We start from the raw sequence: 13,852 nt of genomic DNA on the forward strand, positions 1-13,852 counted from the left end.
CAGGGTCATTACCCTGCCCGCTTTTTTCAGGCGGGCACCGCCACCAGATCACCGATCGCCATTTCCAACGCCTCTTCCCGTAAAGCGCACTGCAAAAAGCCCTGCAGGGCACTGCCGTAGTTGGCCGCCCCGGCGGTGGGGAACTGCTGCACAAAAACATCGATATCCAAATGCAGATCGCCGGCGTCAGTGCCGCCGCGGAAGATCAGATTAATCCCGTCGCCGGCACCGCCTGCCAGCACCCGGCGCGTACTGGTGCAGCCGCTGAAACCGGCCGGATCAAACGGCTGAACGTTGATAAACGGGGAAATAAACAAACGAGAGACGGGCGTCACGCCGCGATCGGCGGCAATCTTCCGCAGGCGATAACCGGCGTGGCTGCGCAGTTCACGCAGCGTCTGCGTCATGCCGGACAAGTAATGCTCCAGCGTCTCATCCGCACGCAGTGAAACCAGAAACGGCAGCGTATTGACCGCCAAAGCCGGCGTATTGGTCGCTTTGCTGCTGCGACGGTTCATCGCCGGCATCCACAGGGTGCGCGTATCCCCTTTTTCATGCGGTAAAGGCGGCAACGTAAAAAACAGCCAGGCGGCGGACAGAGCCAGTAGCAGATCGGGCCAGCCGATACCGCTGCGTTCGGACAGCAGACGCAGCCGCCGTGAAATATCTTCCGGCAGCGGGGTGCTGGTGCTCAGGCATTTCACCCCATATTCCCGGCCGCCTTTACGCACCGTCGGCAGCACCTGCGACGGCGGTAAATAACGCTGCCAGAACCGGCGATCCTTGTCGCAGCGTTCGGAAGCCCCGTAGGCCAACTCATGCTGCTGGAAGGCACTGAACGCGCCCAATGCCTGTCCCGCCGAGCCCTTGCCGAGAAAGTGCGCGTACAGCGTAGCGCAACGATGCTCGACCAGCGCCATGCCATAACCATCGATAATGATATGGTGAGCACGCAGGTACCAGATATAGCGCGTCGGCCCCAGAGCGAGCAGCCACACGGCCGCCATCGGTTGGCTGTGCAGATCCATCGGCTGCGCGGCATCGGCCTGCATCAACCGCATCGCGGCCTGATAAGGGTCTGGATGTTCCTGCAAATCAATACGCTTCAGGCAAGGAACCCGTTCGGGATCGTAGCGCTGCATTGGCCACCGATCGCCTCTGCGGGTGCCAAACCGCAGCGCAAACGCCTGCGTTTCTGCGACAGTGAGGGTTATCGCCCGACACAGCGCCGCCTCGTCCACCGCTCCGCGCAATTCGGTGACGTGAGCGACGGTGGAAAAGGGCTGCCCGGGGTGCAAGCTAAACTCCTCCCAGAAGTCTAACTGCGCCGGCGACAGCGGCAGCCATTCAGTAGCCAAAAGGGTTTCCGACATGTTACCTACCTTTGATATGCGACATGGAGACCAGGAAAATTGCGGCCGCAACGCGCTGAAAGTGTTTCAACATGGTTACAAATGAAAATGATAATAACACTTATTATCATTTTCATAAATATAGGACAACAGGTTAATGCGTGTCGGATAAGGGGACTGTCGAGGTAAAAAACGTTCGCCGGCGGCGGTGGAAATGTTGGCGATCAAGGCAGCGATCGGAAAGGAATCCGCCACAGCCAGTTCCCAGATCCGCAAAGCCTCATTATAGTTAAACCGGGGGGCTGCCTGAATGCCACAGCGGCGGCAGTGTCCTCCATCAACCTGAGGGAGCTATCACTTTCATGCTTTTAAAACAAACAACTGCAGGTCTGTTATTGGCGGGAACCAGCCTGTTGGCGGCGGGCAGCGCGCTGGCGGCTTCCGATACGCTGGTCTATTGCACGGTCGCCTCGCCGGAGTCTTTCAATCCGCAGCTCGCCAGCTCCGGGCCGACGTTTATCGCCACCTCGCAGGTGCTGTATAACCGCCTGCTGACGCTGCGCGAAAGCGATAAAACCCCTGCCCCCTCGCTGGCCACCGAGTGGACCATCAGCCCGGATGGCAAAACCTACACCTTTACGCTGCGCAAGGGCGTGAAATTCAACAGCAACAAATACTTCACGCCGACGCGCGACTTCAACGCCGAGGACGTGGTGTTCACCGTGATGCGCCAAAAAGACGCCAATCATCCGTACCACAAGGTGTCCGGCGGTAACTACGAGTACTTTACCGACACCGGGCTGGATAAGCTGATCACCCACGTCGAAGCGGTGGATAACGACCACGTGCGCTTTACGTTGAGCCAGCCCAACGCCGCGTTTTTGGCCGACTGGACGATGGATTTCGCCTCGATTCTTTCCGCAGAATACGCCGATGCCATGCTGAAGAAAGGCACGCCGGAGTACGTGGATAACTGGCCTATCGGCACCGGCCCGTTCGCGCTGCAGCAGTACAAGCAGGACTCGCTGATCCGTTACGTGGCCAACCCGCACTATTGGCAAGGCGAGGTAGCCAGCAAACACCTGATCTTCTCCATCACGCCGGATGCGCAGACCCGGGTGGCCAAGCTGAAAACCAATGAGTGCCAGATCATTCCCGCCCCGCTGCCGGAGCAGTTCGACGCCATCAAGAGCGACAAAAACCTGCAACTGCATAACATCAACGGCCTGAACGTCGGCTACCTGGCATTCAACACCCAGAAGAAACCTTTTGATAATGTGCTGGTTCGCCAGGCGCTGAGCTATGCGGTGGACAAGAAGGCGATTGTCGCGGCGGTGTTCAAAGACAGCGGTACAACGGCCAATTCGGTGCTGCCACCGGCGATGCTGGGATACAATCCGAAACTGCAAGACTATGCCTACGATCCGCAGAAGGCCCGTGATCTGCTGAAACAGGCCGGGCTGGAAAAAGGCTTTGAAACCGACATCTGGTCGATGCCGGTGGCGCGGCCATACAACCCTAATTCGCGGCGCATTGCCGAGATGATCCAGAGCGACTGGGCGAAAGTGGGCGTGAAGGCCAAAATCGTCACCTGGGAATGGGGCCAGTACCTGGCCGGGCTGCGCAAAGGGGAACAACAGAGCGCGCTGTATGGCTGGATGTCGGATAACGGCGACCCGGACAACTTCGCCACGTTGCTCGGCTGCGCCGGCGTACAAACCGGTGCCAACATAGCCCGCTGGTGCGACAAGGGTTATGATAAGTTGATCCAGCAGGCGATTCAGGTGAGCGCCCCGGCAGAACGCGCCAAGCTTTATCAGCAGGCGCAGGTGATTTTTGCCGAACAGGCCCCGCTGCTGCCGCTGGCTAACGGCAAGGTGTTCTACGCTACCCGCAGTAACGTCAGCGGCTATGTGGTTGACGTGAACGGCAGTGATTTCGCCAAGGCGAAAGTGAATTAAAACGAAGCGCCGGGATAAATTCAAACCCGGCGCTTTCTTCTCCTGTAACATTTCGTTACCCTCAACGCCTATCGGATCTCTCGTTAACAAGGCAAACCCCAGTGCAGAAAACATTTATGCCGATGCAGATCCGTCTGCACTGGCTGGTCGCTATCCTGTTGGTCATCACCTGCACCACGATTGAGCTGAGAGGCTTTGCCGAACCGGGCACGCCGCTGTGGTACCTGCTGGTGGTCACCCACTTCAGCTGTGGGGTGACGGTTTTCGTCTTGATGATCGTCCGCCTGATCCTGCGCTGGCGTCACGCCTCCCCCGCCATCAGCCCGATGCCGCCAAAATGGCAAACCGGCGCGGCACATCTGGTGCATACCCTGATTTACCTGCTGTTGCTGACGCTGCCGGTTCTGGGCGTTTATTCCCGCTATCTGGGCGGCAAGGAGTGGTTTTTATTCGGCCTGCCGATGCCGTTTGCCGAGATTGCCGACCGGCCGCAGGCGCGAACGATTATCGGCTGGCACAAGACGCTGGCCGCTTTCGGTTATTGGCTGATTGGCCTGCACGCCGCTGCGGCGCTGATCCATCATTATGCCTTTAAGGACAATACCTTGGTGAGAATGCTGCCGCTGTTTAAAAAGCGTTAACCCAGGGGCAACAAGATAATAATAAGCATGTATATATAAGCCAATGGAAATAATCCATTGGCTTATTAATTTCACTATAACTTCGATAAAATAAAAATTCCCTCCAGCGAGTTGTATCTATCCCGGATATTGACTAAGGTTATCCATACAGATCATATACCCTAAATTTAATAACGATAATCACACGCCAGTTTATTTAAAATTTATGTCTTCATCTTAAAAACGCCAGTTATTTTTCTGGGCGGCGATGTCATGCCATGTGTTTACACAAGGCGATGTAGCGCTGCCCATAATTTCATTAATTAAATTTCATCGACTACACATACGGGGAAGTCAATATGGCTTTCCCACTCATAAAAGTCTGGAGAAAAGTAATGAAAATAATGACTGGCGTTATTCTACCCACGGTTGCGGCCCTCGTTTTTTCCGGTATGGCGCAAGCGGCAGACAGTGCAAAACCCATGACCGGCAAAGCACAGGTGACGTTGGAACATGTGCACGCCGTGCAAGAAAATGGCAGCCCCGCGCCCCAGCACGATGCCGCCTGTATGAAACAACTCTCGACACCTGAATCCAGGTATGTCGGGATGACAGTGACCAGCGAATACACCATCGACACCGCTTCGTTAATGATGTCCGCAAAATCCATGCTGCCCTCCCCAAATACCCTGCAGCCGCTAGAACTTACGGTTGATTTGTCCCCGTTAGGCATTGCGGGTGTTTATGCGTTTGGCGCCTTCAAACCGAGTTCTTTGCCGCAGGATTATGTTTATTTCACTATCGACAAAGACTATAAGAACCCGGTCAGTACCTTTATGATCATCAATAAAGATGAGAAATATAACTGCGTAATTTCCAGCTCGAACAAGGCAATGAGCAAAGAACAGCGCAGCCACCTAGTTGTTAAGCAATAACCGCGACTATTCATTAGATAATAATGGGGGCTGCGGATAGTTAACTGCCCTGCCCCCATATTTGTATCTGCAGTTTTCATCCGCATTAAATAGTGCCGAATTCTGATGCAGAATGACCGCCCTACTCATCCTTATATACAGGCTCAGAGTATCTTGAAGGCCATATCTCTGTAGGGGGAAGATTCAAAGCTTCGGCTATCAGCTTGTTATCTGATGCGCTTACTACCCTATTTTGGGATAATGGCAGATATTCGATTTTGGGATATCACTCGCGGAAAACGCCATGACTTCAGTTTATTCAACCGAGTATCAATTAGTTATAAAAACACTTCGGGATGCTCGCATAGAAAAAGGCATAACTCAGACCAAACTGGCCGAGGCGCTGGGCCGCCCGCAGTCGTTTATCGCCAAGGTTGAGAACGGCGAGCGCAAGCTGGATGTGGTGGAGTTTGCTGTGATGGCACGGCTGCTTGGGGTGGATGCTGGGGCGGTTTTGGAAAAAATTGGTGGAAGAGTTGGGAAATTGGTGTAGGAGAACAGTTCAAATATTGGATGTTTCGTTTGTGTGGGATACTTACAGTAACGATCTCAAACACAGCAAAGAGGGCTGCTAGTGGATGATCTGCACGGATATGTCCAACAAACTGAGCTCGCGTCCCTCTGTCAATTCCCGCTTGTTTGAGTCTTGTAGAAGAGGTGTGGCGGAATGAATGGAAAGTTTTCTTGCTGCTCTTTTCATAACCTAGCTGCACTTTTCAGCCACGAGTGGTTAAACCATACCGAAGCCTTGTCGTCATATCCTTTTACTGCATGGTAAGGAAGTTCGGGGAACAAACGATCATGTGCAACCTTCCTGAATGCGTCACAATAGCAAATGAAACCAAGCTGAATTAACTTAGAATGCAACGGTATTTTCCGCCACGAATTAACAGTTTTTAGCGAGTTAAGCGCCGCTACGCCTTTTGGGTATTGGCATCTACCGGAAGCGAAAATCCCTTTTCCACACCCAGACGCAAAAAGGGCGCAGTTCAATGAACTGCGCCCTTAAATTTAAAACGCGAAAACTGACTCAGCTGCGCACCAAATCGTCGCCGTAGCCGATCCACTTATAGGTGGTCAGTGCGTCCAGCCCCATCGGGCCGCGTGCATGCAGCTTCTGGGTGCTGACCGCCACTTCTGCACCCAGGCCGAACTGGCCGCCGTCGGTGAAACGGGTGCTGGCGTTAACGTACACCGCCGAGGAATCCACCGCGCGCACGAAGTGCTCGGCGCTGCTCAGCGAACGGGTGAGGATCGCATCGGAGTGGTTGGTGCCGTGGGCGCGGATATGGTCGATGGCTTGATCGATATCGTCCACCACCAGCACGTTAAGATCCAACGACAGCCATTCGTCGTCGTAATCCCCTTCCGCCACGTCCACCACCGTCGCCGGGCCGTTTTGCAGCAGCGGCATGGCGTTCTGCGCCGCGTGCAGCGTCACGCCCGCCGCCGCCATCTTGGCGCTCAGCGCCGGCAGGAACTGTTCGGCAATGTTGCGGTTCACCAGCAGCGTCTCGAGCGAATTACAGGCGCTTGGGCGCTGGATTTTGGCGCTCTCGATGACCGTCAGCGCCTTGTCGAAATCAACGCTGTCGTCAACGTAAGTATGGCAAACACCAATGCCGCCGGTGATCACCGGAATGGTCGACTGTTCGCGGCACAGTTTGTGCAAACCGGCGCCGCCGCGTGGGATCAACATGTCTACGTAGCGATCCAGGCGCAACAGCTCATTCACCAGCGCGCGATCGGGACTGGCAATCGCCTGCACCGCCGCAGCCGGCAGGCCGCATTGTTCCAGCGCCTGCTGGATCACCTTCACCGTCGCCAGGTTGGTGTTGTGGGTTTCTTTACCGCCACGCAGGATCACCGCGTTGCCGGTCTTCAGGCACAGGCTGGCGACGTCGATGGTGACGTTCGGCCGTGCTTCATAAATCACACCGATCACGCCAAGCGGCACGCGGCGGCGTTCCAGCTTCAGCCCGCTGTCCAGCAGGCTGCCGTCCAAGACGTGGCCGACCGGATCGTTCAGGCGGCACACCTGGCGCACATCGTTGGCGATGGCCGCCAGCCGCGCCGGGGTCAACAGCAAACGATCGAGCAACGCTTCGGTCATCCCGGTTGTGCGCGCCTGCGCCATGTCTTGTTCGTTGGCCTGCAAAATCACTTCGCTGTTGGCTTCCAGCATGTCGGCCATCACCGACAACACCTGGTTTTTCTTCGCCGTGCTCAGCACCGCCAGTTGCCAGGAGGCCTGTTTGGCGGCCTTCCCCATTTGCTCTAGCATGCTCACTCCTTAGCTCACAATCATGTCGTCGCGGTGCACTGCCACCGGGCCGTATTCGTAACCGAGAATTTCGCTGATTTCCTGCGAGTGGTGGCCGGCAATCATGCGCATCGCGTCGCTGTTATAGCGGCTGACACCGTGCGCCAAATCGCGCCCCGCCAGGTTGCGGATGCGGATCACTTCGCCACGGGAGAAATCGCCCTTCACTTCGCGAACGCCCTTCGGCAGCAACGAACTGCCGCGTGCCATAATGGCCTCGACCGCGCCGTCGTCCACGGTGATTTCACCGGCCGGCGGAGCACCGAAGATCCAGCGTTTGCGGTTTTCCAGCGGGGTTTCCAGCGCGTGGAAACGGGTGCCTACCGGTTTGCCTTCAATCACGTCGCCCACCACGCCCGGCTTGCTGCCTGCAGCGATGATCACGTCGATACCGGCGCGGCAGGCCACGTCGGCCGCCTGCAATTTGGTGCCCATGCCGCCGGTGCCCAGCCCGGAAACGCTGTCGCCGGCGATGGCGCGCAGCGCGTCGTCAACGCCATGCACTTCACGGATCAGCTCCGCCTGCGGGTTGTTGCGCGGATCTGCGGTATACAGGCCTTGTTGATCGGTCAGCAGCAGCAGTTTGTCTGCCCCGGCCAGGATCGCCGCCAGTGCCGACAGGTTGTCGTTGTCGCCCACCTTGATTTCTGCGGTCGCAACCGCGTCATTCTCATTGATTACCGGCACGATACGGTTGTCCAGCAGCGCAGTCATGGTGTCACGCGCGTTGAGGAAGCGTTCGCGGTCTTCCAGATCGGCGCGCGTCAGCAACATCTGCCCGACGTGGATGCCGTAAATGGAGAACAGCTGCTCCCACAGTTGGATCAACCGGCTCTGGCCGACCGCCGCAAGCAGCTGCTTGGAGGCGATGGTGGCGGGGAGTTCGGGGTAGCCCAAATGTTCGCGCCCGGCGGCAATCGCGCCGGAGGTAACGATAACGATGCGGTGACCCGCTGCATGCTGTTGTGCGCACTGGCGTACCAGTTCGACAATATGGGCACGGTTAAGACGCAGCGATCCGCCGGTCAACACGCTGGTGCCCAATTTCACAACCAATGTCTGGCTGCCGTTCATAGTGTTTCTGCCGTGTAATATACCCGTCATCTTTCAAGCTGCAGCGTTGTTGGCTGCCCGCACTCACCCCAGCCACTTACCTCAGTAAGCTCTTGGGGATTCCTGCGCTTGCCGCCTAGCCGCAACTCGAAAGCTATAGGGTATGATGAGAATAAGAGTGCAAAGGACTTTGTAACAGGAGAGACGCGTTATGCCAACAGGCACAACGCGAAATCAGCACAATACTGTGGTCAAACGGGGTCAGGCGGAGAGTTTAATCAGTTTTTCTTTGAAATCATCGGCCGGTTCAAGCGCCAGCTCCATCGTCGCCAGCAACTCGCCCAAGCGGCGATGGAAATCACGCAGGGTGGTTTCCAGCTTGGTTTTTACTTCAGTATCTTTAATCTTTTCCGGCTTCCAGTTCCCGTCCTTATCAAACAGACCGAACTGATAGGCATAAGTGAAACGCGCCTCTTCAGCGTGCAGCTCGATCCACCATCCCCAAAACTCACGCTTCTCTGGGGCAGGTTTGACATTGACGCAAACGGCTAAACAATCAAAGAAAAAACGGTCGTTCTCGCACTGCCCTTCACGCAGGTACGGCCCCAAGCTGGCGAAACGTTTCATTAGTCGGCTTTTAGGGTGACCACTAGGTAACGTCATTCTTTAACCTCCTCAATGTAGACCACTCTTTTTAACAAATTGTTAAAATTTAGCAACAAATTAACGCATTTTATCTTTCATCCAGTGGGCCATTTGCAGCAAGGCCTTGTGGAAACTGCTATACACCGGCGCACGTGGAATAGCAATCAACTTGCCGTCCATCGAGGACGAAGCGATCAGTTGCGCCTCCTCTTTCGGGCTGAGCGGATCCTGATCCCAGTAGCCCGCCAGCATCGGCGTCGGGCAGCGGCGGCCCAGCAAACCCTGGGTTTTCAGCGAATAGCTGTTCAGTTCCACCCTCAACACGTTATCCGAGGCGTTGGCCATCCCCATCCGGCTGGCGAGCACGTCCATATACATGTCCGGCACGTGCCGCTGGCGGCCGGCGTCGCATAACAGGCTGTGGACCACCGGCCCCAGGCAGGCTACGCCACGCAGCCTCTGCGGCGCCAGGTAAGCCAGGCGCACCGCCACATTGGCACCGAAGCGGAAGCCAAATGCGGTCACGCGCTGATGGTCGATCCACGGCACCGAAGAGAGTTGGGCCAGCACTTGCTGATGCAGGAAGCTGGAATCCTGCGTCAACTTCCACTTATAAGAAGAACCGATGGAAGGCATATCGATGGTCAGCATGGCGATGCCGTGCGGTGCCAGGTACTCGCGGAACAGGCGGTGATAATCGGTCTGCAGGGTATCCAGGCTGCCGCACATCAACACCGTCGGGAACGGCGCCTCGCCTTTCTCCGGCAGGTGCAGGAAGCCGTTAATGCTGCTTCCCCCCTCAATGCGAAACTCCAGCACCTTGAGCTGATAAGGCAGCAGCAGCGCGGCCTCTTCGTAGGCGCGGGTGGCCAGCGTCTCGGCCTGCTCGGCCAGTTCGTCGCCTTTCAGGTGCGGGTAGCCGGCGATGCTGTAAAAGTTGACGGCGTTGAGCCAGTATTGGCCGCCGATCAGCGGATCTTGCTGTTCCAATGCCCGTTGCTGCCAGAGCATACCCTGATGCACCCACTCGTAGATCCAGTTGCCGTTGCGGTAACCGATCACAGTATCGAGCAGCTTTTCGTTGGTATGTTCCACATCGGCGACCGCTATGCGCGCCAGCACTTCGTTGATTTCGATCGGATCAACGCCGCGCCAGGCCCACAGCAGCGGGTTAAGCATGCGGTACCAGTTGCTGACGGTGTTGCCTTCCAGCGTGGAGTGCAAATCGGCACCGGTTTTGTTGCGCGCACGCAGCACCAACGTCGAGGTCTCAGGGTGTTTAAATGAGGGTTTGAACAGGATTTCAGAAAGGTTGGCTTGTGCCATGGTAACAACAGCCTCCGTAAATCTGGCCGTAGGCCGCAAACAGCCTACTTAACTGGAGGTAGTGTACCTAACTCTGGGGCGATAAACCAAAATAACGAAAACGCCCGGCATAACCGGGCGTTTTACTGGAGCGAACTGGGATTAGCGGCCGCCGATCGGTGGCACGAAGGTCACCGCCATGTCCCACGGCTGCTCAATCCAGGTGTCCTGCGGGATATCGACCACATAGTCGTCCACCAGCGGGCGCCCTGCCGGCTTGGCGAAAATAGTGACGAAATGCGCTTTCGGGTACATGTCGCGGATCGCTTTTGCGGTGCCGCCGGTATCCACCAGATCGTCAACCACGATAAAGCCTTCGCCGTCGCCTTCGGCGCGCTTGAGTACCTTCATTTCGCGTTGGTTGTCATGGTCATAGCTGGAAATGCAGACGGTATCCACGTGGCGGATGCCCAATTCGCGCGCCAGTAAGGCTGCCGGCACCAGGCCGCCGCGGCTTACGGCAATAATGCCCGTCCATTGGTCAGCAGGCAGCAGGCGGTGAGCCAGTTTGCGCGCTTGCATTTGCAGCATGTCCCAGGTAACAACGTATTTTTCGCTCATAGAATGGTGTCCCAGCCAGCAATGGTGTGGCTTACTCGTGATCAGGGGAAAAAAGGTTGCGCGAGATTATAGAGACTGGTTGAGCCGAATACCAGTTGTACTGTGGAAATCATAAGTATTTCGTCTGGTGATTGATCCTGCATAAATAAGCCACCGCACGGCAAATACGTGCGTTATCTCCCTTAAACAGTGCAATAGGGTACGCGCGCCCCCCTGAATAAAGTGATATTCTCTGGAGATCGTGCCAAAAACGCACCGATGCCAACCAACCCTAACCGAGCGGCATTCACGCCATGCTGAGAATGCTGTCACAGGAGACCTATAGTGTCTGAATTGTCTCAACTTTCGCCACAGCCGCTGTGGGATATTTTTGCCAAAATCTGCTCTATTCCGCATCCTTCTTATCATGAAGAAGCGCTGGCACAGCACATCCTCGAGTGGGCTAAAGAGAAAAACCTGCACGCCGAACGCGATCAGGTAGGCAATATCCTGCTGCGCAAGCCGGCCACCAAAGGTATGGAAAACCGCAAGCCGGTTGCCCTGCAGGCGCACCTGGACATGGTGCCGCAAAAAAATAATGACACCGTGCACGACTTCGCCAAGGATCCGATTCAGCCGTATATCGACGGCGAATGGATCAAGGCGCGCGGCACCACGCTGGGCGCCGACAACGGCATCGGCATGGCTTCTGCGTTGGCGGTGCTGGCTGACGACAGCGTCGAACACGGCCCACTGGAAGTGCTGCTGACCATGACCGAAGAAGCCGGCATGGACGGCGCATTCGGTCTACAGCCTAACTGGCTGCAGGCGGATATCCTGATCAACACCGACTCCGAAGAAGAAGGTGAGATCTACATGGGTTGCGCCGGTGGTATTGATTTCATCACTACTCTGCCGTTGCAGCGCGAAGCGGTACCGGCCGGCTATCAGACACTGAAGCTGACCCTCAAGGGCCTGAAAGGCGGCCACTCCGGCGCCGAGATCCACGTGGGCCTGGGCAATGCCAACAAGCTGCTGGCGCGCTTCCTGTTCGCCCATGCCGCAGATCTGAACCTGCGCGTACTGGATCTGAACGGCGGCACCCTGCGCAACGCCATCCCGCGTGAAGCCTCTGCGGTGGTTGCCGTGCCTGCGGCGAAAGCCGATGCGCTGAAAGCGCTGAGCCAGCAATACCTGGCGACCCTGCAGAACGAGCTGTCCGCCAAAGAGAAGAACATCACCGTGCTGCTGGAGCCGGTGACCAGCGCTTCTCTGGCGTTGACCGCCGACAGCCAGCAGCGTTTCCTGGCCCTGCTGAACGGCACGCCAAACGGCGTGATCCGCATGAGCGACGCGGTGAAAGGCGTGGTGGAAACCTCATTGAACGTTGGCGTGGTCACCACCAGCGAGAACGAAGCGGAAATCATCTGTCTGATCCGCTCGCTGATCGACAGCGGCAAAGATTACGTGGTCGAGATGCTGACCGCGCTGGGCCAGTTGGCCGGCGCCAAGGTGGCGCCGAAGGGCGGCTACCCGGGCTGGCAGCCGGACGCAGCCTCACCGGTGATGCAGCTGGTGCGCGAGATTTACCAGGATCTGTTCAACAAGACGCCGAACATCATGGTGATCCACGCCGGTCTGGAATGCGGCCTGTTCAAAAAGCCGTACCCGAACATGGATATGGTGTCGATTGGGCCAACCATCACCGGCCCGCACTCGCCGGATGAGCAGGTACATATCGAAAGCGTCGGCCTGTACTGGAAACTGCTGACCGCGCTGTTGAAAGCGATCCCCGAGCGCGCGTAACCGTATTGCGGGCTCAGTATGCTGAGCCCCTGCAGCAAGGGCGCAACAGGCTACTTATTGCGCCCTTGTTATTCCCACGGCAGCAGCAGTTGCCGCTCAAGCTGCGGATCCAGCAGCGTTACGTGCAAACCGACCAACCGCACGCCACGGCCTTCTCGCCGTTCACGCCATGCCTGGCGCGCCACGTTGAGCAAATCTTCTTTATTCAGCACCGGCCAGACGTGTTCCTGAGTGGTTTGCTGAAAATCCTGAAACTTCAGCTTCACGCCCTGCCGCGCAATATGCAGATCCGGTTTCACCTTGCGCAGCCGCATTTCCAGCTCGGGATAGAGCTTGTCGACGATCAGCGCCTCACAGTCTTCCCAATCATGAATATCTTCCGCCAGCGTGCGTTCCACCCCCACCGATTTACGCAGCCTTTCCGACGAGACTTCGCGCTGATCTATGCCCTGGCAGCGCTCCCACAGCACCCGGCCAAATTTGCCGAAGCGCTTGAGCAGCAGCGCCAGATCGTACTGCTGCACGTCGGCGCAGGTGATCAGCCCCACTTCTTCCAACCGTTTGGCGGTCACTTTGCCCACGCCGGGAATTTTACTCAGGGGCAGTTGCCGCAAAAAAGCCGGCACCTGCGCCGGCGTGATGACGTATTGTCCGTTCGGTTTGTTCAGCTCTGAGGCAATTTTGGCGAGGAACTTGATCGGCGCGATACCCGCAGAGGCGGTAAGACGGAGCTCTTCGGCAATCGCCTGGCGGATTTCCTGAGCGATCAGCGTCGCCGAGCCGTTGCACTGGGTGCAGTCGGTCACATCCAGATAGGCTTCGTCCAACGACAGCGGTTCAATCAGCGGGGTGTAGCGGGCAAAGATTTCGCGAATGTGCAGCGAGGCCTCCTTGTACGCCGCCATGCGGCCTGGCAACAACTTGAGGTGCGGGCACAGTTTAAAGGCCATCGCCGTCGACATTGCGCTGTGCACGCCATAGCGGCGTGCGGGGTAGTTGGCGGTGCTGATCACCCCGCGCCGGTCGGCACTGCCGCCAATCGCCAACGGGATATCGCGCAGGCTGGGATCGTCGCGCATTTCTACCGCCGCGAAGAAGCAGTCCATATCGACATGAATGATTTTACGCATCGCGCCTCCAATAACACTGTATAAGTATACAGCCAATAATCGAAAGCTCAAGACTCGGTGGGCATGGAGAAAGCGACGTTTCC

General features: G+C 56.9%; 13 protein-coding genes. 5 read left to right on the forward strand and 8 right to left on the reverse strand.

Annotated elements, in window-relative coordinates; translation table 11 throughout:
- Positions 1 to 26: 26 nt before the first annotated feature.
- Positions 27 to 1,373, reverse strand: coding sequence for a condensation domain-containing protein (locus QZQ97_RS13265; protein WP_311993777.1), 1,347 nt, complete (start codon positions 1,371 to 1,373; stop codon positions 27 to 29).
- Between the two features lie 341 nt (positions 1,374 to 1,714).
- Here QZQ97_RS13265 and QZQ97_RS13270 point away from each other — a divergent pair, with 341 nt between their 5' ends.
- The 3 genes from QZQ97_RS13270 to QZQ97_RS13280 all read left to right on the forward strand — a co-directional run bounded on the left by QZQ97_RS13270 (position 1,715) and on the right by QZQ97_RS13280 (position 4,868).
- On the forward strand, positions 1,715 to 3,313 hold the full coding sequence (locus QZQ97_RS13270) for an ABC transporter substrate-binding protein (RefSeq protein ID WP_311993778.1): 1,599 nt from the start codon (positions 1,715 to 1,717) through the stop codon (positions 3,311 to 3,313).
- 116 nt (positions 3,314 to 3,429) lie between these two features.
- A complete protein-coding gene (cybB, locus tag QZQ97_RS13275; protein ID WP_311993933.1) occupies positions 3,430 to 3,954 on the forward strand; it encodes a cytochrome b561 in 525 nt (174 codons plus the stop codon).
- A gap of 374 nt (positions 3,955 to 4,328) precedes the next feature.
- Positions 4,329 to 4,868, forward strand: a complete 540-nt coding sequence (locus QZQ97_RS13280) for a hypothetical protein (RefSeq protein WP_311993779.1) — start codon at positions 4,329 to 4,331, stop codon at positions 4,866 to 4,868.
- A gap of 121 nt (positions 4,869 to 4,989) precedes the next feature.
- Here the strand turns inward: QZQ97_RS13280 and QZQ97_RS24550 are convergent, their stop codons facing one another.
- Positions 4,990 to 5,124 carry a helix-turn-helix domain-containing protein gene (locus QZQ97_RS24550; protein WP_442995191.1) on the reverse strand — a complete coding sequence of 45 codons (135 nt, stop codon included), beginning with the start codon at positions 5,122 to 5,124 and terminating at the stop codon, positions 4,990 to 4,992.
- Between the two features lie 27 nt (positions 5,125 to 5,151).
- On the opposite strand from QZQ97_RS24550, the gene QZQ97_RS13285 reads away from it, so the two are divergent.
- Positions 5,152 to 5,400, forward strand: coding sequence for a helix-turn-helix domain-containing protein (locus QZQ97_RS13285; RefSeq protein ID WP_311993780.1), 249 nt, complete (start codon positions 5,152 to 5,154; stop codon positions 5,398 to 5,400).
- A 537-nt stretch (positions 5,401 to 5,937) separates the two neighbouring features.
- Here QZQ97_RS13285 and proA read toward each other — a convergent pair.
- From proA to gpt, 5 genes are all read right to left on the reverse strand, one after another.
- The gene (gene proA, locus QZQ97_RS13290) at positions 5,938 to 7,191 is read right to left on the reverse strand and encodes a glutamate-5-semialdehyde dehydrogenase (RefSeq protein ID WP_311993781.1); all 1,254 of its coding nucleotides are present in this window, start codon (positions 7,189 to 7,191) and stop codon (positions 5,938 to 5,940) included.
- Between the two features lie 9 nt (positions 7,192 to 7,200).
- Entirely contained in the window at positions 7,201 to 8,304 is a 1,104-nt protein-coding gene (gene proB, locus QZQ97_RS13295; protein WP_311993934.1) for a glutamate 5-kinase, read from the reverse strand.
- 240 nt (positions 8,305 to 8,544) lie between these two features.
- Positions 8,545 to 8,946 carry a sigma factor-binding protein Crl gene (crl, locus tag QZQ97_RS13300; protein WP_311993782.1) on the reverse strand — a complete coding sequence of 134 codons (402 nt, stop codon included), beginning with the start codon at positions 8,944 to 8,946 and terminating at the stop codon, positions 8,545 to 8,547.
- A 60-nt stretch (positions 8,947 to 9,006) separates the two neighbouring features.
- The gene (gene frsA / locus QZQ97_RS13305) at positions 9,007 to 10,254 is read right to left on the reverse strand and encodes an esterase FrsA (protein ID WP_311993783.1); all 1,248 of its coding nucleotides are present in this window, start codon (positions 10,252 to 10,254) and stop codon (positions 9,007 to 9,009) included.
- A 141-nt stretch (positions 10,255 to 10,395) separates the two neighbouring features.
- The gene (gpt, locus tag QZQ97_RS13310) at positions 10,396 to 10,854 is read right to left on the reverse strand and encodes a xanthine phosphoribosyltransferase (RefSeq protein WP_004949082.1); all 459 of its coding nucleotides are present in this window, start codon (positions 10,852 to 10,854) and stop codon (positions 10,396 to 10,398) included.
- A gap of 324 nt (positions 10,855 to 11,178) precedes the next feature.
- On the opposite strand from gpt, the gene pepD reads away from it, so the two are divergent.
- On the forward strand, positions 11,179 to 12,639 hold the full coding sequence (gene pepD / locus QZQ97_RS13315) for a beta-Ala-His dipeptidase (RefSeq protein WP_311993784.1): 1,461 nt from the start codon (positions 11,179 to 11,181) through the stop codon (positions 12,637 to 12,639).
- A 68-nt stretch (positions 12,640 to 12,707) separates the two neighbouring features.
- Here pepD and dinB read toward each other — a convergent pair whose 3' ends face one another.
- The gene (gene dinB / locus QZQ97_RS13320) at positions 12,708 to 13,769 is read right to left on the reverse strand and encodes a DNA polymerase IV (protein WP_311993785.1); all 1,062 of its coding nucleotides are present in this window, start codon (positions 13,767 to 13,769) and stop codon (positions 12,708 to 12,710) included.
- Positions 13,770 to 13,852: the final 83 nt, after the last annotated feature.

The organism is Serratia sp. root2, from assembly GCF_031931805.1.
GTDB lineage: Bacteria > Pseudomonadota > Gammaproteobacteria > Enterobacterales > Enterobacteriaceae > Serratia > Serratia inhibens.

Excerpts from the sequence above, each read along its gene's own strand:
- QZQ97_RS13265 (WP_311993777.1), bottom strand. The coding sequence starts at position 1,373 with ATGTCGGAAACCCTTTTGGCTACTGAATGGCTGCCGCTGTCGCCGGCG.
- QZQ97_RS13270 (WP_311993778.1), top strand. The coding sequence starts at position 1,715 with ATGCTTTTAAAACAAACAACTGCAGGTCTGTTATTGGCGGGAACCAGC.
- cybB (WP_311993933.1), top strand. The coding sequence starts at position 3,430 with ATGCCGATGCAGATCCGTCTGCACTGGCTGGTCGCTATCCTGTTGGTC.
- QZQ97_RS13280 (WP_311993779.1), top strand. The coding sequence starts at position 4,329 with ATGAAAATAATGACTGGCGTTATTCTACCCACGGTTGCGGCCCTCGTT.
- QZQ97_RS13285 (WP_311993780.1), top strand. The coding sequence starts at position 5,152 with ATGACTTCAGTTTATTCAACCGAGTATCAATTAGTTATAAAAACACTT.
- proA (WP_311993781.1), bottom strand. The coding sequence starts at position 7,191 with ATGCTAGAGCAAATGGGGAAGGCCGCCAAACAGGCCTCCTGGCAACTG.
- proB (WP_311993934.1), bottom strand. The coding sequence starts at position 8,304 with ATGAACGGCAGCCAGACATTGGTTGTGAAATTGGGCACCAGCGTGTTG.
- crl (WP_311993782.1), bottom strand. The coding sequence starts at position 8,946 with ATGACGTTACCTAGTGGTCACCCTAAAAGCCGACTAATGAAACGTTTC.
- frsA (WP_311993783.1), bottom strand. The coding sequence starts at position 10,254 with ATGGCACAAGCCAACCTTTCTGAAATCCTGTTCAAACCCTCATTTAAA.
- gpt (WP_004949082.1), bottom strand. The coding sequence starts at position 10,854 with ATGAGCGAAAAATACGTTGTTACCTGGGACATGCTGCAAATGCAAGCG.
- dinB (WP_311993785.1), bottom strand. The coding sequence starts at position 13,769 with ATGCGTAAAATCATTCATGTCGATATGGACTGCTTCTTCGCGGCGGTA.